General features: G+C 72.1%; 13 protein-coding genes. 4 read left to right on the forward strand and 9 right to left on the reverse strand.

The annotated features are described in order from the left end of the window. Positions 1-3: 3 nt before the first annotated feature. The 3 genes from ACZ462_RS06320 to ACZ462_RS06330 all read right to left on the reverse strand — a co-directional run bounded on the left by ACZ462_RS06320 (position 4) and on the right by ACZ462_RS06330 (position 5,458). Positions 4-1,035, reverse strand: a complete 1,032-nt coding sequence (locus ACZ462_RS06320; protein ID WP_467807216.1) for an aspartate-semialdehyde dehydrogenase — start codon at positions 1,033-1,035, stop codon at positions 4-6. Positions 1,036-1,284: 249 nt separating this feature from the next. Further along, a complete protein-coding gene (locus ACZ462_RS06325) occupies positions 1,285-4,614 on the reverse strand; it encodes a S8 family serine peptidase (protein ID WP_467807217.1) in 3,330 nt (1,109 codons plus the stop codon). Positions 4,615-4,888: 274 nt separating this feature from the next. Next, positions 4,889-5,458, reverse strand: a complete 570-nt coding sequence (locus ACZ462_RS06330) for a CGNR zinc finger domain-containing protein (protein WP_467807218.1) — start codon at positions 5,456-5,458, stop codon at positions 4,889-4,891. A gap of 109 nt (positions 5,459-5,567) precedes the next feature. Between ACZ462_RS06330 and ACZ462_RS06335 the strand changes: the two genes are divergently transcribed. After that, positions 5,568-6,059, forward strand: coding sequence for a VOC family protein (locus tag ACZ462_RS06335; RefSeq protein WP_467807219.1), 492 nt, complete (start codon positions 5,568-5,570; stop codon positions 6,057-6,059). Between the two features lie 32 nt (positions 6,060-6,091). Further along, positions 6,092-6,994 (forward strand): pyridoxamine 5'-phosphate oxidase family protein, encoded by a 903-nt coding sequence (locus ACZ462_RS06340; protein ID WP_467807220.1) that lies wholly within the window; start codon positions 6,092-6,094, stop codon positions 6,992-6,994. On the opposite strand, the gene ACZ462_RS06345 is transcribed toward ACZ462_RS06340, so the two are convergent. Then, positions 6,970-7,929, reverse strand: coding sequence for a hypothetical protein (locus ACZ462_RS06345; RefSeq protein WP_467807221.1), 960 nt, complete (start codon positions 7,927-7,929; stop codon positions 6,970-6,972). The two genes, ACZ462_RS06340 and ACZ462_RS06345, sit on opposite strands and share 25 nt — an antisense overlap. Positions 7,930-8,101: 172 nt before the next feature. Beyond that, a complete protein-coding gene (pepN, locus tag ACZ462_RS06350) occupies positions 8,102-10,654 on the reverse strand; it encodes an aminopeptidase N (protein WP_467807222.1) in 2,553 nt (850 codons plus the stop codon). Between the two features lie 125 nt (positions 10,655-10,779). On the opposite strand from pepN, the gene ACZ462_RS06355 reads away from it, so the two are divergent. After that, positions 10,780-11,427: a DsbA family oxidoreductase gene (locus ACZ462_RS06355; RefSeq protein WP_467807223.1), complete on the forward strand. Its 648-nt coding sequence runs from the start codon at positions 10,780-10,782 to the stop codon at positions 11,425-11,427. A gap of 151 nt (positions 11,428-11,578) precedes the next feature. Here the strand turns inward: ACZ462_RS06355 and ACZ462_RS06360 are convergent, their stop codons facing one another. The 3 genes from ACZ462_RS06360 to ACZ462_RS06370 all read right to left on the reverse strand — a co-directional run bounded on the left by ACZ462_RS06360 (position 11,579) and on the right by ACZ462_RS06370 (position 15,418). Further along, complete coding sequence (locus ACZ462_RS06360) at positions 11,579-12,235, reverse strand: superoxide dismutase (RefSeq protein WP_467807224.1); 657 nt, start codon at positions 12,233-12,235, stop codon at positions 11,579-11,581. Between the two features lie 167 nt (positions 12,236-12,402). After that, positions 12,403-13,815 (reverse strand): amino acid permease, encoded by a 1,413-nt coding sequence (locus ACZ462_RS06365; protein WP_467807225.1) that lies wholly within the window; start codon positions 13,813-13,815, stop codon positions 12,403-12,405. A gap of 190 nt (positions 13,816-14,005) precedes the next feature. Further along, the gene (locus ACZ462_RS06370) at positions 14,006-15,418 is read right to left on the reverse strand and encodes an amino acid permease (protein ID WP_467807226.1); all 1,413 of its coding nucleotides are present in this window, start codon (positions 15,416-15,418) and stop codon (positions 14,006-14,008) included. Between the two features lie 287 nt (positions 15,419-15,705). On the opposite strand from ACZ462_RS06370, the gene ACZ462_RS06375 reads away from it, so the two are divergent. Continuing rightward, entirely contained in the window at positions 15,706-16,287 is a 582-nt protein-coding gene (locus ACZ462_RS06375; RefSeq protein ID WP_467807227.1) for a biotin transporter BioY, read from the forward strand. A gap of 91 nt (positions 16,288-16,378) precedes the next feature. Here ACZ462_RS06375 and ACZ462_RS06380 read toward each other — a convergent pair whose 3' ends face one another. Then, on the reverse strand, positions 16,379-17,815 hold the full coding sequence (locus tag ACZ462_RS06380; RefSeq protein WP_467807229.1) for an amino acid permease: 1,437 nt from the start codon (positions 17,813-17,815) through the stop codon (positions 16,379-16,381). Positions 17,816-17,862 lie beyond the last annotated feature (47 nt).

Below are 17,862 nucleotides of genomic sequence, written 5' to 3' on the forward strand. Positions count from 1 at the left end.
GGGTCAGGACCGGCCCAGCTCCTCCGCGACGAGCTCCGCGATCTGCACCGCGTTCAGCGCGGCGCCCTTGCGCAGGTTGTCATTGGAGAGGAAGAGCGCGAGGCCGTGCTCGGCGGTCTCGTCGACGCGGATGCGGCCCACGTACGAGGCGTCCTTGCCGGCGGCCTGGAGCGGGGTCGGGATCTCCGACAGCTCCACGCCCGGAGCGTCCTTCAGCAGCTCGTAGGCGCGCTCCACGCTGATCGGGCGGGCGAAGCGGGCGTTGACCTGGAGGGAGTGGCCCGAGAAGACGGGGACGCGCACGCAGGTGCCCGAGACCTTCAGGTCCGGGATCTCCAGGATCTTGCGGGACTCGTGGCGGAGCTTCTGCTCCTCGTCGGTCTCGAAGGAGCCGTCGTCCACGATCGAGCCGGCCAGCGGGAGCACGTTGAAGGCGATGGGGCGCTTGTAGACGCCCGGCTCCGGGAAGTCGACCGCCTCGCCGTCGTGCGCCAGCTCGGCGGCCCGCTCGGCGACCTGCTTCACCTGGCCGTCCAGCTCGGCGACGCCGGCGAGGCCGGAGCCCGACACGGCCTGGTAGGTGGTGGCTACCAGCGCCTCCAGCCCGGCCTCGTCGTGGAGGGGGCGCAGCACCGGCATGGCGGCCATGGTGGTGCAGTTCGGGTTGGCGATGATGCCCTTGGGGCGGTTCGCGACCGCGTGCGGGTTGACCTCCGAGACGACCAGCGGCACCTCGGGGTCCCGGCGCCAGGCGGAGGAGTTGTCGATCACGACGGCGCCCTGCGAGGCGACCTTCTCGGCGAGGGCCTTCGAGGTGGCGCCGCCCGCGGAGAACAGCACGATGTCCAGGCCGCTGTAGTCGGCCGCGGCGGCGTCCTCGACGGTGATCTCCCGGCCCTGCCACTCCAGGGTGGAGCCCGCGGAGCGGGCGGAGGCGAACAGGCGCAGCTCGTCGACCGGGAACTTGCGCTCGGCCAGGATGCTGCGCATGACTCCGCCGACCTGGCCGGTGGCTCCGACGATTCCTACCCTCACGGTGACTCCTTTTGGTGCGTACGACGCGGGCGCGTGGTGCCATCATGCGTTCGACCCCACGAGGCTTGTCCAATCCATTGTCCGAGGAGCGGACGATGTTCCGGGCGCGGCGGACGTTTCCGCAGGCCGGGGCGGGTCCCGGCACGGCGGAGGGCACGCGGAAGGGGCGGGCGCCGTCGGCGCCCGCCCCTTCGTCACGCGGTCATGCGGTCATGCGGTCATGCGGTGGTGCGGCCGAGGGGCCACGGATCAGGAAGCGACCTTCTCGATCTGGACGCTGCCGGTGCCGGCGGCGGTGCCGCGGGCGTTCAGCAGCTTGACCTCGCCGAAGAACTGCCGGCCCTCGGGGGCCGGGCTGCTCGCCACGACGTTCGCCGAGACGTTCGCCGAGGCGCCGTTCGCGAGGTTCACCGCGGCGTTCTCGTCGACCTGGACGGAGCCCAGGGCGGAGGAGAAGTACACGTCGCGGTAGTCGTACGCGGTGGAGCCGGCCGGGACCGCGTAGCCGGTGACCACGATGGTGTAGGTGCCGGCGCCCGGGTTCACCAGGCTCACGGTCTCCTCGGAGTCGCCGTCGGCGGAGGAGCCGACCTTCACGCCGTCCTTGAAGACGTCGAGGTCGAGGTCGGCGCCGGTGTCCGAGGTCTTGCCGATGGCCACGTCGAGGCGCGAGACGCCCTCGCCGACGGTCACCGTGGTGGTCTGCTGCTCACCGTCCTTGATGGTCGGCTTGGCGACCTTCGCGGAGCCGAGCGAACCGCCCTGGAGCTTGCCGCCGGAGATGGCCGCGGCGTCGTTCCGGACCGTCCACTGGACCGGGGCGGGGGTGCCCTGCTTCACCTCGGGCAGGACCTTGACCGCCGGGTCGAAGGCCGCGCCGAGGATGCTCACGTCCAGCTTGAAGGGGTTGTCGAGCAGCGGCGACGTGCGGCGCGACTCGACCTCGATCTCCCAGACGCCCGGCTGCGGGTTCTCGTACGAGCGCAGGTCGGGGCGGCACTTGTTCGCCGGGTTGTCGTAGTTCGGGTAGCACTGCGTGGTGGCGCTGTCCTCGACGCCCAGGCCGTACGGGTGGATCGAGATGAAGCGCGTCTGGCTGCCCGCCGCGAGGCCGCCGAGGGCGACCTCGAGGGACTTCGCGCCCTGCGGCACCGTGACGAAGTACGACTTGTGGCTGTTGCGCTGCACGGACGAGGTGTCCGAGAAGGTGAACGACGGCTTGCCCAGCGGGGCGGCGGCGACGACCGTGGCCAGGACCTGCTTGTCGACGCCCTCGGTGGTCTCGTCGTCCAGCTGCAGGATGCCGCTGTGCACGCCGGCCGTCTTCGCGTTCGCCTCGACCTTGATCGTGACGGGCTTGTTCAGCGGCAGGGTGACGTAGTCGTAGCCGCCGATGACCTTGAAGGTGCCGTCGTTGTTCCGCCAGCTCAGGTTGTGGCGGGTGCCGTACTTCACGCCCGTGGTGCGGGTGACGACGACGTCGTAGACCTTCTTCTGGCCGACCTTCAGGCCGCCCTCGCGGTCGTAGAGGCCGGTGCCGAATCCCGGGGTCTTCAGGAACTGGTCGATCGCGGTGTCGACCGGCGCCTTGACGGTGAAGTCGTTGGCCTTGGCGTCGCGCTGGACGGACTCCCAGGCGGCGTTCACGTCGATCAGGCCGGCGCCCTGCGCGTGCGCGGGAACGTCCTTGATCGTCTTGGCGGTGCTGGTGAGCGCGATGCGCAGGGCCGCCGGGGTCAGCTTGATCTGGTGCTGCTTGGCGGCGGAGAGCAGCAGCGCGCCCGCGCCGGCCGCCTGCGGCGACGACATCGAGGTGCCCTGCAGCATGCCGTAGCCGGCCGGCAGGCTGTAGCCCGCCTCCTTCACCGGCATGCCCGGCAGCCAGGTCTGGATGGTGTTGATGGCCGCGCCGGGGGCGGTGAGGGTCGGCGTGAAGCCGCCGTCCTCACGCGGGCCGCGCGAGGAGAACGGGAACATGGCGTACTTCTTGTCCACGCCGGAGCCGTAGTTGGCGGCCCAGGTCTCCTTGGAGACCGCGGCGCCCACGGAGATGACCTTGTCCGCGAGGCCGGGGTCGCCGATGGTGTTGACGCCGGGGCCCTCGTTGCCCGCCGAGATGACGAGCTGGACGCCGTAGGTGTCGATGAGGTTCTTGTACAGCTCGGCGCGGGCGTTGTTGCCGTCGTTCAGCGCCGGCAGGCCGCCGATGGACATGTTGACGATGTCCACGCCGCGGTTGACGACGAGGTCGATCATGCCCTCGGTCAGCGCGACGTTGGTGCAGCCGCCCGACCAGGAGCAGGCGCGCGAGGAGACGAGCTTGGCGCCCGGGGCCTGGCCGTTCATCTTGCCGCCGAACAGGCCGTTCGCCGCGGTGATGCCGGCGACGTGCGAGCCGTGCTCGGACTCGATGATGCCGATGTTGACGAAGTCGGCCTTCTTGCCGACCCAGTCCCCGCCCAGCGGGTCCATCGGGACGTCCTTGCGGATCTGGATCACGAACGGGATGCGCTCGGCGACCTCGGTCGCCGGGTTGTCCGTGCCGAACCAGCCGATCTGGAAGCCGTCCTTGTACGGCTTCATCGGCTCGTTGTTCGTGAAGTCGCCGTCCTGGTCGGTGTCGACGCGGACGGTGCCGGCGGCCGGGTCGTAGAGCATGCCGAACCGGTCGGAGGTGTCGCCGTCCCGGTTGACGTCGCCCTTCATGTCGCCGTTGGCGGTGATCGACTCGCTGAAGCGGCTCCACTGGAAGGAGCCCTCCGGGGCCTTCCAGCTCTGGCCGCCAGCGGCGAAGCTGCCGCCGGAGGACGTCACCGGCGTGATCTGCGCGCGCCACGTGCCGTCGTTGTCGGTGATCGGGTCGGTCGCGGTGACCCAGTCGACGATCTTGCGCTCGCCGGTGGTGGTCTTCTGCAGGGCGGGGTGGGCGATGTCGACGCCCGAGTCCAGGATGCCGATGGTCACCCCGCGGCCGTCGGCCTGCGGGTTGTTCGCGACGAAGTCCACCGAGCCGGTCTCGAAGGACGGGTTGTACGGGTTCTTCGCCGGGGTGTTCTTGTCCGGCGCCGCGTAGCTGCCCGCAGCCGTCTTCTGGCCCGCGCCGGACTCCTTGCCCGCGTCGGGGCGCGGGTCGGGCAGCCGGATCTCGTGCTTGAGGTCCATGGCGCGGACGGAGGACAGCTTGGCTGCCGCCTTCAGCGCGGCCTCGGCCTTGCCGGTGGGCAGGGTGACGCGCACGTAGCCGAGCTTGTCGTCGGCGTGGCCGACCGAGGCGCCGCCGACGGCCGCGATCTGGTCGGTGACCTGCTTGGTCTGGCCGGGGGCGGTGGCCACCATGACCGTGACGGTCGCCTCGCCCTTGGCCTTGGCCTCCTGCAGCAGTTCGGCGTCGGCCGAACCCAGCTTCTGGTCGGCGGACTTGACGGCCGGCCCGGTGCCCGCCGCACCGGTGCCGGGGGCCGGCGCCGCGAAGGCGGGCATGGCGCCCGCGCCCGCGAGAGCGGCCACCAGACCGGCCGCGGCCGCGACGCGCGCGACGCGCCGGGCCCCGGATATCGAACTGGGGGATTCGAAGGTCATCAGCATCCCTGGATAAGTGAAAGATACGGTCCGGATTTCGGTGCCGGATGACCGGTCAGCTTTGCCTAACTGCCCGCTGTTTGGGGAGGCCTGTCATTTACCGAGACCTGACATGGCGCACACTCGCCAGCTCGGACTTCCCGCCATCGGGGCCGTACCGGGGCATACTCCGGCGAACCGTGGGTTCCAAGGAGTGGATTTGTCGACTTCCCGACCTTCACGGGATCGGTGGGGCGGGATCAGTGCCCGCCCGGGTGTGACAACTTCCGTCGTTTCAGCGCTCGCGCGTGCGCGCGTAGTGCCGCGAGGCCTTTGCGCGGTTGCCGCAGGAGGCCATCGAGCACCAGCGGCGGGTGCCGCCCCGCGAGGTGTCGTGGAAGTGCAGCACGCAGCTCTCGGAGGCGCACTTGCGGATCCGCTCCGGGCCGGAGCGCAGCAGCTCCAGGTAGCCGTACGCGGCCGTCCACGCCGGACCCCAGGACCGGTCGTCGAACTCCGGCCGCTCACCCGGTCCTTCCTCGCCGAGTGTCGGCCGGATGCGCCCGTGCTCCAGCACCGCGTCGACCAGGGCGCGCGCACCGGCGTCCGCCGGGTCGGCCACCGCGCGGGCGATCGCCTCGCGGGCGGTCAGCAGGTGGACGAGGGTCGAGGGGTCGGCACGGAAGCGGTCCGCCAGGCCGGCGGCGCGCAGCCAGACGGCGAGCCCCTCCATGCGGGTCAGTCCGGCCGCGCCGGCGAACAGGTCGGCGGGCGCGCCCTCCTGTACCCAGCGCGTGTTCAGCAGGTCCAGGGCGATCGGCTCGCCGGTCAGGGGGCGCGGGTCCGCCGCCTCCGCTGTGGCCATGTCGCCGTCCCTCCTCGTATGCCGGCCGAGGCCTCCAGCCTACGCGGCCGGTTGACGCCTCCGTCTCTAACCCTTAACTTCAATTAAGACGGTTAGAACGTCGGCGGGGATGCCCGCCGGCCCTGTCGAAGGGGGAACAGCCGTGACGGCTGCCATCAGCACGCTCCGCACCGGCCACATCGGCCTGAACGTCACCGACCTCGACCGCTCGCTCGCCTTCTACCGCGACGCCCTCGGCTTCGAGCCGCTCGGCGAGGGCAAGGAGGACGGCCGCCGCTTCGCCTTCCTCGGGCGGGACGGCGAACTCGTCCTCACCCTGTGGCAGCAGGCTGAAGGCGGGTACGCCCCCGCCGCTGCCGGACTGCACCACCTCGCCTTCACGGCCTCCGGGATCGACGAGGTGCGCGCCCACGAGGCCCGGCTGCGCGAGCTCGGCACCCCCTTCGCCCACGACGGGGTCGTCGCCCACGGCGAGGGCACCGCCTCCGGCGGGATCTTCTTCCACGACCCGGACGGCACCCGCCTCGAAATCTCGGTGCCCACCGGCGCCCACGGCGCCCCCGCACCCACCCCCGGGGCCCCGACCTGCGGCTTCTTCTAACCCACTTCCAACCCACCCGACGGGAGACGGTCATGGAGCGGTACCACCGCGGCTCGATCGCGGTACAGGAGCGGGTCGGCGTCCGCGCGGCCGCCGAGCACGTGGGCCGCTCGATCGGCCCCGGCATCAAGGACGTCGCCGCGGCGTTCCTCGCCCGCCAGCCCCACCTCGTCGTCGGCGCCGCCGACACGGCGGGCCGGATGTGGGCCTCACTGCTCACCGGCCCGCCCGGCTTCGTGCGGGCCGCCGGATCCGCCCGCATGGAGGTCGCCGGCGGGGTGCCGGAGGGCGATCCGCTCGCCGCGGCGCTCGCCGCCGGCGGGATCCCGGTCGGCACGATCGCGCTCGACCCGCGCACCCGGCGCCGGATGCGGCTGAACGGCGCCGCGGACGCCCTCCCCGGAGGGTTCGCCGTCGCGGCCGAGCGGGTGTTCTCCAACTGCCCCAAGTACCTCCAGAAGCGGCAGCCGCTGCGGACCGTCCCCGACGGGCCCGGCGTGCTGCGCCGCGCGCCCGCGCTCGACGCCCGGCAGGAGCGGGCCGTCCGCGCCGCCGACACCTTCTTCGCGGCCACCGCCCACGCGGAGGGCGCCGACGCCAGCCACCGCGGGGGGATGCCCGGCTTCGTCGAGGTGCTGTCGCCGACCGAGCTGCGCTGGCCGGACTACCCGGGGAACGCCATGTTCCTCACCCTGGGGAACCTGGCCGCCGACCCGCGGGCCGGACTGCTCTTCCCGCACTGGGAGAGCGGCGCCCTGCTCCAGCTCAGCGGCCGCGCGCGGACCCTGTACGAGCCCGGCGGCGGCCGCAGCGTCCTGTTCAGCGTCGAGGAGGCCGTGGAGAGCCTCCACCCGGGGCGGCTGCTGTGGAGCGCCCCGGAGTTCTCGCCGGCGAACCCGGCGCCGCCGCCTCACCGCGGCAGTACGACCAGGTAGGCGGCGGGCTCCCGGCCGGCGGCCGCGGTCAGCGCGGTCCGTACGACCGCGGCCTGCTGCTCGGGCCAGTCGCGCAGCTTGCGCGGGGTGATGTGCAGGACGGTCACGCCGAGCCGCTCCAGCGCGTCGCGCTTGCGGACCGCCTCCGACCAGTCCTCGTCCTCGCCCTGCCGGGGCGCCCGGGTGTCGATCTCCACGGCGACCGCCTGCTCCGGCCAGTACGCGTCGACGCCGCCCAGGTGCGGGCCGCCGGGCAGGCGCAGGTCCACGTTCCACAGCGGCTCCGGCAGGCCGAAGCCGCCCACCAGCTGGTAGAGCCGGTCCTCGGCGACGGCCCGGCCCTCCGCGAGCAGCGACTCCACCGCGTCCACCACGTGCGGCCGGTTCAGCAGCCGGCTTACCGTCAGCTCCCTTACGACGGCGGCCGGTTCGCAGTGCCCGGAGCGGACGGCCTCGCTCAGGATGCGGCGTACCGCGCCCGCGTCCGACAGCCCGGCCACCGCGTCGGCGACCGCCCGCGCGACCGGCGCCACCGGCAGCCCGGCCACCTCCAGCGGGCGCGGCGGGGTGTGGGTGCGGACGACGCGCACACCGCCGACGGAGCGCAGCCGGCGGGTGTGCGGCACCAGCACGTCGATCCGCGGCAGGGAGGGCAGCGCGGGCGCCGAGGTGAACCGGTACAGGGCCAGCGCCGCCGGCCCGGTGATCATCGCCTCGCCGCCGCGGCGGCCCGCGTACAGCAGGGCGGCGTGCAGCCGCTCCTCGCTCGTCGCGGCACCGGGGTGCAGCAGGTACACCCCCGGCAGGATCTCCTGCCAGGACCGCGCGGCGGCCTCCGCGGCGCCGACGCCGTGCTCGCGGAGCTGCGCGAGGGTCAGGACGCGGGGGCGGCTGTCGGTGAGGTGGGCGAGGGGGAGGGGTGCGTTGTGGTTCATGCCGCGGAGATTCCCGCCCGGGGCGGGCCCCCTAACCACTGTTACCGACTCGTCGGCAAATCCGGACAAGACAGCACTAAAGTACGGCCGTTCGATGGCCGATAGCCCGCACCCGCCGGCCCGGCCGGTCCGGGACCGGAGGCGGCGCCCCCGGACCCGGACCGCGGCAGCGCTACTCGGCGGCGGCGTCGCAGGCCTGCGCGCGCAGCGCCCGGGCCAGGTCGTCGCGGGACTCCAGCACCAGCCGCCGCAGCGCCGGCGCGGCGTCCTCGTGCGCGGACAGCCAGGCGTCCGTGGCCTCCAGCGTGGCCGCGTCGTCCTGGAGCGCGGGGTACAGACCCCGGACGACGTGCATGCCGATCTGGATCGAGCGCTCGGCCCAGATCCGCTCGATCACCTCGAAGTAGCGGTCGGTGTAGCCGGCCAGCAGGGCCCGCTGCGAGGGCTGCTGCATCCCGTCGATGGTCGCCTCCACCAGCGCGTTCGACAGGGCGTCCGACTCGACGACCGCCGCCCACGCCTGGTCCTTGACCGCCGCCGACGGGCGCGCGGCGAGGCACCGCACCTGGTGCCGCTTGCCCGACGCCGTGTCGTCCCGCGCCAGCTCGGCGCCGACCGCGGCCTCGTCCACCGCGCCGTGCGCGGCCAGCGGCAGCAGGAAGTCCCAGCGCAGCTCCTGGTCCACCTCCAGCCCGTCGATGCGCGCGGTCCCCTCCAGCAGGCCCAGCAGCAGCTGGAAGTCGCCCTCGGTCGCCGCGGCGGCAGCGAAGAACCGGGCCCACGTCAGCTGGTGCTCCGAGCCGGGCTCGGCCAGCCGCAGCTCCCGGAGCGCGGCGGCCGCCAGCTCCCGCCCGCCCTGCTCGCGCCGGGCGGGCGCCGTGTAGTGGGTGAGCGCGGCCAGCGCCTGGGAGTGGACCATCTGGAGGACGCCGACGTCGCCCTCCCGGCCCGCGTGGGCCGTCACCAGTGCGATGAAGTCGCGGGCGGGCATCAGCCCGTCCCGGGTCAGGTTCCAGGCCGCGGACCAGCACAGCGCCCGCGCGAGCGGGTCCGTGATGTCGCCGAGCCGGTTCCGCAGCGTCTGCAGGGAGCGCTCGTCGAAGCGGACCTTGCAGTAGGTGAGGTCGTCGTCGTTGACGAGGACGAGGTCGGGCCGCTCCTGCCCGGCCAGCTCCGGTACGGCCGTCCGGGCGCCCGCGACGTCCGCCTCGGCCTGCGCGTAGCGGACGAGCGAGCCGGCCTCCAGCCGGTACAGGCCGACCGCGACCCGGTGCGGGCGCAGCTCGCCGCCCTCCTGGACGACGGCCAGTTCGGCGAGCCGGCCGTCCGCCCCGAGGACGGGCTCCGGCGTGAGCACGTTCACGCCGGCCGTCTGCAGCCAGGCCCGGGACCACTCGGCCATGTCGCGCCCGGACACCTCGCCGAGGACCGACAGCAGGTCGGCCAGGGTGGTGTTGCCGTAGGCGTTCGCCTTGAAGTAGCGGCGGGCGCCCTCCAGGAACGCCTCCCGTCCCACGTACGCCACGAGCTGCTTCAGGACGGCCGCGCCCTTGGCGTAGGTGATGCCGTCGAAGTTGAGCTTGGCGTCCTCCAGGTCGCGGATGTCCGCCGTGACCGGGTGGGTGGACGGCAGCTGGTCGGCCCGGTAGGCCCACGCCTTGCGGCTGTTGGCGAAGGTCACCCACGCCTGGTCGAAGCGGGTCGCCTCCACCTGCGAGAAGGTGCCCATGAAGTCCGCGAAGGACTCCTTCAGCCACAGGTCGTCCCACCACTTCATGGTGACGAGGTCGCCGAACCACATGTGGGCCATCTCGTGCAGCACCGTGTTGCAGCGGCGCTCGTACGCCGCCCGGGTGACCTTGCCGCGGAAGACGTACTCCTCCCGGAAGGTGACCATGCCCGGGTTCTCCATCGCGCCGAGGTTGTACTCGGGGACGAAGGCCTGGTCGTACTTCCCGAAGGGGTACGGGTAGTCGAAGTGCTCGTGGAAGAAGTCGAAGCCCTGCTTGGTGACGCGGAAGACCTCCTCCGCGTCGAAGTGCTTGGCGAGCCCCTTGCGGCACATCGCACCCAGCGGGATCTCCAGGTCCCCGCGGGTGTAGGTGTCCGTCACGTAGTGGTAGGGGCCGGCGACGACGCAGGTGATGTACGTCGAGATCGGCCTGGTCTCGGCGAACCGGCGGGTCGCGCCCTCGCGGGAGACCTCCGCGCCGTTGCTCCACACGTGCCAGCCCTCGGGCGCGGCCACCTCGAAGCGGTACGGCGCCTTCAGGTCGGGCTGCTCGAAGTTGGCGTACACCCGCCGGGCGTCCGCCGGCTCGTACTGGGTGTAGAGGTAGACCTCGCCGTCCTCCGGGTCGACGAAGCGGTGCATGCCCTCGCCCGTCCGGCTGTACGCGCAGTTCGCGTCGACGACGAGGACGTTCTCCGACTCCAGTCCCTCCAGCGCGATCCGGGCGCCGTCGAAGACGGCCGCCGGGTCCAGCAGGCGCCCGTTGAGGGTGACGGAGTTCACGGACGGCGCGACCAGGTCCGCGAAGGACGACGACCCGGGCACGGCGGCGCGGAAGCGGATCGTGGACACCGAGCGGAAGGTCCGCGGCCCCTCGGCCGGTTCGGCGGCGTCCACGGCCGACCGGAGGTCGAGGGCGACCTCGTAGCCGTCGACGGACAGCAGTTCCGCCCGCTCGCGGGCTTCCTCGCGGGACAGATTCTCTCCTGGCACGTGCACTCCTTCGTGCGGGCTCGCGATACCTGATCGAATCCTCCCACGCGGGAATGCGGGCGGCCCCAGCCCGGTTGGCCAGGGGGAACATGACCAGAGAAGCGTTATCCGCCCCAAGGAGAGACATGGCCGACACCCAGGTGCGCGAGAAGACCCCGGTCGACTTCTGGTTCGACCCGCTCTGCCCCTGGGCCTGGATGACCTCCCGCTGGATGCTGGAGGTCGAGAAGGTCCGCGACGTCGAGGTCCGCTGGCACGTGATGAGCCTCGCCGTGCTGAACGAGAACCGCCTCGAGGAACTCCCCGAGCGCTACCGGGAAATCGTCGGCCCCAAGGGCTGGGCTCCCGTGCGCGTCGTCATCGCCGCCCAGCAGAAGCACGGCGACGAGGTCACCGGCAAGCTCTACACCGCGCTCGGCACCCGGATCCACAACCAGGACCTCGGCGCGACGCGCGAGGTCATCGCCGCCGCCCTGGACGAGGTCGGCCTCCCCGCGGAGCTGATCCGCTTCGCCGACTCCGACGAGTACGACGAGGTGCTGCGCGAGTCCCACAACAACGGCATCGAGCGGGTCGGCCAGGAGGTCGGCACCCCGGTGATCTCCGTTCCCGGAGCCGACGGCGCGGACGTCGCCTTCTTCGGCCCGGTCGTCACCCCGACCCCGCGCGGCGAGGCGGCCGCCCGACTGTGGGACGGCACCCTGCTCGTCGCCTCCACCCCGGGCTTCTACGAGATCAAGCGCACCCGCACCGAGGGCCCGCGCTTCGACTGACGCCCCGCCCGGGGCCGCCGGCGCCGCCGCGGCCCCGGCCCGTGCACAGCAGACCCCCGTGAGTCACGTCCTCACGGGGGTCTGCTGCTGGAAACGCCCGGTCGCGAAGGTTGAGAAGACGATCACGAGGCGGGCGGCCCGGGGGCCGCGATCAGCCCTTGGCGGGGATCAGCAGCGGGGTGTTGGCCTTGGCGTCGGCGTAGCGCCTGGCGACGTCCTGCCAGTTGACGACGTTCCACATCGCCTCGATGAAGTCCACCTTCTGGTTCTTGTACTGGAGGTAGAAGGCGTGCTCCCAGGCGTCGAAGACCAGGATCGGCACGGATCCCTGGCCGACGTTGCCCTGGTGGTCGTAGACCTGCTCGACGATCAGGCGGCCGCTGACGGGCTCGTACGCGAGGACGCCCCAGCCGGAGCCCTGCGTGGCGGAGGACGCGAAGGTCAGCTGCTTCTTGAATCGGGCGAAGGAGCCGAAGGACTCGGTGATGGCGTCCGCCAGCTCGCCCAGGCCGTCGGCCGCGGTCGGCTCGCCGCCGCCCTCGCCGGTCTTCGGGCTGGCCATGTTGTGCCAGTAGATGCTGTGGAGGATGTGGCCGGAGAGGTGGAACGCGAGGTTCTTCTCCAGGCCGTTGAGCGCGCCCCAGTTCTCCTTGTCGCGCGCCTCCTCCAGCTGCTCCAGCGTGTCGTTGGCGCCCTTGACGTACGCCGCGTGGTGCTTGTCGTGGTGCAGCTCGATGATCTGCGGGTTGATCACCGGCTCGAGAGCCGAGTACTCGTACGGAAGCTCGGGAAGCGTGTAGATGGCCATGCGTGTGATCCGGTCCCCTCAGCGTGCCAACTGCTATTGCAATCAATGCGCAACTGCACGCTAGCAGCATCTATTCCGGCCCACACGTAAGGGTCGCCTCACGCGAAAGCGCAGGCGGGCCCGGTGCACGTGCACGGGGCCCGCCTGCGGAGGGGGTCGACGGGGCGTCAGCCGCGGTGGCCGCGCCGGCGCTGCATCAGGAAGCCGGTGGCGGCGAGGAAGACCGCCAGCCCGCCGGTGAAGGCGACCTGCACCCGCGTGTCGGGGTTCCAGGCCATCAGCGCCAGCACCCCGGCCACGCCCGCGAGCGCCGCCCACGTCAGATACGGGAAGCACCACATGCGCACGGCGAGCCGCCCCGGGTCCTCGCGCTCCAGCCGGCGGCGCAGCACCAGCTGCGAGACGGCCGTGAAGCCCCAGACGACGAGGATGACCCCGCCGACCATGTTCAGCAGCCAGGCGAACAGGGTGTCCGGGTACCAGTACGACAGCAGCACCGTGGTGAAGCCGAAGCCGCAGGAGGCGAGCACCGCGCGCCGCGGCACCCGTCCGCTGACCTTGCCGAGCACGCGGGGCCCCTGGCCGCGGGTCACGAGGGAGTGGGCCATCCGGGAGGAGCCGTAGATGTTCGCGTTCATCGCGGACAGCAGGGCCACGAGGACGACCGCGTTCATGACCTGGCCGGCGGCGGGGATGCCCAGGTGGTCGAGGGTGGCGGCGTACGGGCCCTGCTCGGTCACCTTCGGGTCGTTCCACGGCAGCAGCGTGACCACCACCAGCATCGAGCCGACGTAGACGACCGCGATCCGCCACATGGTGGTGCGCACCGCCTTCGCCACGCCGCGCACCGGGTCGTCGGACTCGGCGGCCGCGATGGTGACCGTCTCCAGGCCGCCGTAGGCGACGACCGAGGCCAGCACGCCGACGAGCAGGCCGTCGACGCCGCCCGGCAGGAACCCGCCCTCGGGCAGCAGGTTCGCGGTGCCGGGGGAGGAGGTGCCCGGCAGCAAGCCGAGGACCGCGAGCACGCCCAGGCCCAGGAACAGGGCGATCGCGCCGATCTTGAGGGCGGCGAACCAGAACTCGAACTCGCCGAAGCTGGAGACGGCCGCCAGGTTGGCGCCGCAGAACAGGGCCATGAAGGCCAGCACCCACGCCCAGGACGGGGTGCCCGGGAACCAGCCCGTCATGATGTGCGCCGCGCCGATGGCCTCGATGGCCACGCCCACGCACAGCAGCGTCCAGAACATCCAGCCGGCGGTGAACCCGGCCCAGGGGCCGATCGCCCGTTCCGCGTGCACCGAGAAGGAGCCGGAGGCGGGGTTCGCCGCGGACATCTCGCCGAGCATCCGCATCACGAGCATGACGAGGAACCCGGACAGGGCGTACGCCACCACGATCGCCGGGCCGGCCGCCGCGACGCCGGCCCCGGAGCCGACGAACAGGCCGGCGCCGATGACGCCGCCGAGCGCGATCATCGACAGGTGGCGCTGCCGGAGGCCGTTGCCGAGGGGGGTGTTTGCCGGCGGGTGCGGCCCGGCGGAGGGCGGTGCGGGAGGTGCGGTGGTGCTCTGGCTCATGCCGGCCAGTCTGCCGAGCGTCCGATAGTCGGACGGATTTCGTCCGTCATCCGGACGGGCGGCTCACCGGTTGTGATCATCCGGTCGCGCGGCCCGCCCCCGTACCGCCGACGGCAGCGGGCCCGGGACGCGAAGTCCCGGGCCCGCTGGGTCCCGTGCGCGGCTCGCCGCGGCCGGCGCGCTCGCGCCGTCAGCCGGCCGCGTCCCCTGCGCGCCGCGCGCGCAGCTCGCGCACCCACGCCACGACCAGCACCGCGGCGGCCGCACCGGAGGACCACAGCAGCTGCGAGCGGGCCCCGTCGTCGAACAGCATCAGCACCAGCACGGCCGCCATCCCGAGCAGCGCCGCCCACGTCAGGTACGGGAAGCACCACATCCGCAGCGTCAGCCGCTCCGGCATGTCCCGCTCCAGCTCACGGCGCAGCCGCAGCTGCGACACCGCGATCAGCGCCCACACGAACAGCAGCACCGCGCCGACCGCGTTCAGCATGTACAGGAACACCGTGTCCGGCCACAGCAAATTCAGCACCACCGAGGCGAAACCGAAGGCCACCGAGGCGAACACGGCCCGGCGCGGCACCCCGCCCGGCGACACCTTCAGCAGCGCCGCCGGCGCCTCACCGCGCTCGGCCAGCGAGAACACCATGCGGGAGGACCCGTACAGGTTGGCGTTCAGGGCCGACAGCAGCGCCACGAAGACCACGATGTTCATGATCTGGCCCGCGGCCGGGATGCCGATCGAGTCCAGCACCGCCACGTACGGGCTCTCGCCCGGCTTCAGCGAGTCCCACGGCAGCAGCGTCACCACGACCAGCATCGAGCCGACGTAGAAGAAGAGGATGCGCCAGACCGCGCTGCGCACCGCGCGGGCGACCGAGCGGGCCGGGTCGTCGGACTCGGCGGCCGCGATGGTGACGACCTCCAGGCCGCCGAACGCGAAGATGACGGCCAGCATGCCGGCGACCACGCCGCCGAACCCCTGCGGGAAGAAGCCGCCCTGGCCCGTCAGGTTGGCCAGGCCGACCGGGTCCGTGTCCGGCAGCAGCCCGAAGACCGCCAGCGTGCCCAGGATCAGGAACAGGACGATCGCCCCGACCTTCAGGGCCGCGAACCAGAACTCGAACTCGCCGAAGTTCTTCACCGCGGCGAGGTTGCTCACGGTGAAGACCACCATGAAGACGAGCACCCACACCCACTGGTCCACCGCCGGCACCCAGCCGTTGGCGATCTTCGCGGCGCCGGTCGCCTCCACGGCCAGCACCACGACCAGCAGGAACCAGTACAGCCAGCCGGCCGAGAAGCCCGCCCAGCGGCCCAGCGCCCGCTCCGCGTACACGGAGAACGAACCGGAGGCGGGCAGCGCCGCCGACATCTCGCCGAGCGCGCGCATCACCAGCATGGCCAGCGCGCCCGCGAGCAGGTACGAGCAGATGATCGCCGGGCCGGCGACGGCGATGCCGGCGCCGGAGCCGACGAACAGGCCCGCCCCGATCACCCCGCCGAGGCCCAGCATGGTCAGGTGGCGCTGCTTGAGACTGTGGCTCAGGGGTTCCGCGGGCAGCTCGCCCGCGCGTGGAGGAGTATCGGGCAGACGGTCGCGCATGAGGGGAGGCTCGTACTCTCGGCTCGGCAGCGGCGGTTGGGCCCCGCACGGGTGATTGGCGGGACCCGACAGTCTCGCCGCTCGGCGCCCATCCGCGCAAAACGGATGTGTGGAGTGAACTGACCCGTGATGAGCATCACGGTGCCCCGGGTGTGAACCGGGGAGTTTGTGTGATCCCGACCAATCGGGGGAGTGGGGCTTTGTCCCGGGCAGCGGTGGGGGTCCGCGGGGGAGCGCACTAGCGTCGGTGATCGTCCCGTCACCCCCCAGCACCGCGGAGCCTCCCGATGAGCACTGCATCCGTTTCCGTCCGCCCCGGCACCGTCCTCGCCGACCTGCTGCCCGCGAGCCGCGTCCGCGACATCGCGCTCGTCGTCGGCGGGGCCGCCCTGACCGGGCTGGCCGCGCAGATCGCGGTGCCCGTCCCCGGCTCCCCGGTCCCGGTCACCGGCCAGACCTTCGCCGCGCTGCTCGTCGGCACCGCCCTCGGCGCCCGCCTCGGCTTCCTCTCCCTCGCCGTGTACGCGCTGGCCGGTGCCGCCGGCGTGCCGTGGTTCGCGAACGGCACCTCCGGCGCGTTCGGGGCCTCCTTCGGCTACGTCCTCGGCATGCTGCTCGCCGCCACCGTCGTCGGCGCCCTGGCCCGCCGCGGCGCCGACCGCTCCGTGCTGCGCACGGCCGGTGCGATGGTGCTCGGCTCGGCCCTGATCTACGCGGTGGGCGTGCCGTACCTGGCGCTGTCGACCGGCATGTCCTTCGGCGCGGCCGTCGCGGCGGGCCTGACCCCGTTCCTGATCGGCGACGCGCTGAAGGCGGCGCTGGCGATGGGCCTGCTGCCCGCCGCCTGGAAGCTGGCCGGCCGCTCCTGACGCCGGCCGCGGCCCGAGAACGGGGCAGCCCCGGATCCGCGCGGTGCGCGGTCCGGGGCTGCTGCCGTCTGCGGTCCCGGCGGGCGGGGCGTCAGCCCTGGACGGCGGCCTTGCGGCGGCGGACGTCGCGCACCACGCCCACCGCGATGACGGCCGCGGCGACGAGCACCGACAGCGTCACGACCTCGCGGTTGGCGTCGTCGAAGAACATGTAGCCCAGGACGAAGACGATCATCGCGGCGGTGGCGTACGTCAGATACGGGAAGAGCCACATCCTCACCGTCAGCTTGTCCGGGGCCTCGGCCAACAGGATCTTGCGCATGCGCAGCTGGGTCAGGCAGATGACCAGCCACACGAACAGCGCGATCGCGCCGGAGGAGTTCAGCAGGAAGCTGAAGACGGTGTCCGGGTTGGTGTAGTTGAAGACGACGGCGACGAAGCCGAAGACCGTGGAGCCCAGGATGGCGGCGGTGGGCACGCCCTTCGCGTTGACCTTGGCGAAGGACTTCGGGGCGTCGCCGCGCTCGCCGAGGGAGAACGCCATGCGGGAGGCGGTGTACAGGCCCGAGTTCAGGCAGGACAGCACGGCCGTCAGCACGATGAAGTTCATGATCTGGCCGGCGGCCGGGATGCCGATGGAGTCCAGGGCGGCCACGTAGGAGCCCTTCTCCACGATCGACTCGTCGTTCCACGGCAGCAGCGTGAGGACGACGAAGATCGAGCCGAGGTAGAAGACGGCGATGCGCCAGATGACCGAGTTGGTGGCCTTGGTGACGGCACGGCGCGGGTCCTCGGACTCGCCGGCGGCCAGCGTGACGATCTCGCTGCCCATGAAGGAGAAGACGACCATGAGCACACCGGTCAGGATCGAGCCCCAGCCGTTCGGGATGAAGCCGCCGGTGTCCGTGAGGTGGGCGAAGCCCGCGCCCGGGTTGTCCGAGCCGGGCAGCAGGCCGAAGACGGCGAGCATGCCGATGACGACGAAGGCGCCGATCGCGACGACCTTGATGCCGGCGAACCAGAACTCGAACTCGCCGTACGAGGCGACGGAGCCGAGGTTGGTGGCGGTCAGGACGGCCATCACGATCAGGGACCAGGCCCACTGCGGGACGGCGGGGATCCAGCCTTCGAGGATGACGGCGCCGGCGGTGGCCTCGACGGCGAGGACGACGACCCAGAAGAACCAGTACAGCCAGCCGATGGAGAAGCCGGCCCAGCGGCCGAGCGCGCGGTCGGCGTACGCGGAGAAGGAGCCCGAGTTCGGGCTGGCCGCGGCCATCTCGCCCAGCATCCGCATCACGAAGACGACCATCGCGCCGACCAGCGCGTAGGAGATCAGGATGGCGGGGCCGGCCTTGGCTATGCCGCCGGCGGAGCCGACGAAGAGTCCTGCGCCGATCACGCCGCCGATGGCGATCATGGACAGGTGGCGGTTCTTGAGACCGGCCTTGAGACCGTCGTTGGGCGCGGCGCCGCCGGGGTTGCCGGAGGGGTCGCCTGCCTTCCGAAGGGTCGTCGTGGTGCTCATGGACGAATCCTTAGGTTCTCGGGTTGCGAGTTCTGGCATTCAAACCC

Source organism: Streptomyces sp. NPDC031121 (assembly GCF_055570615.1).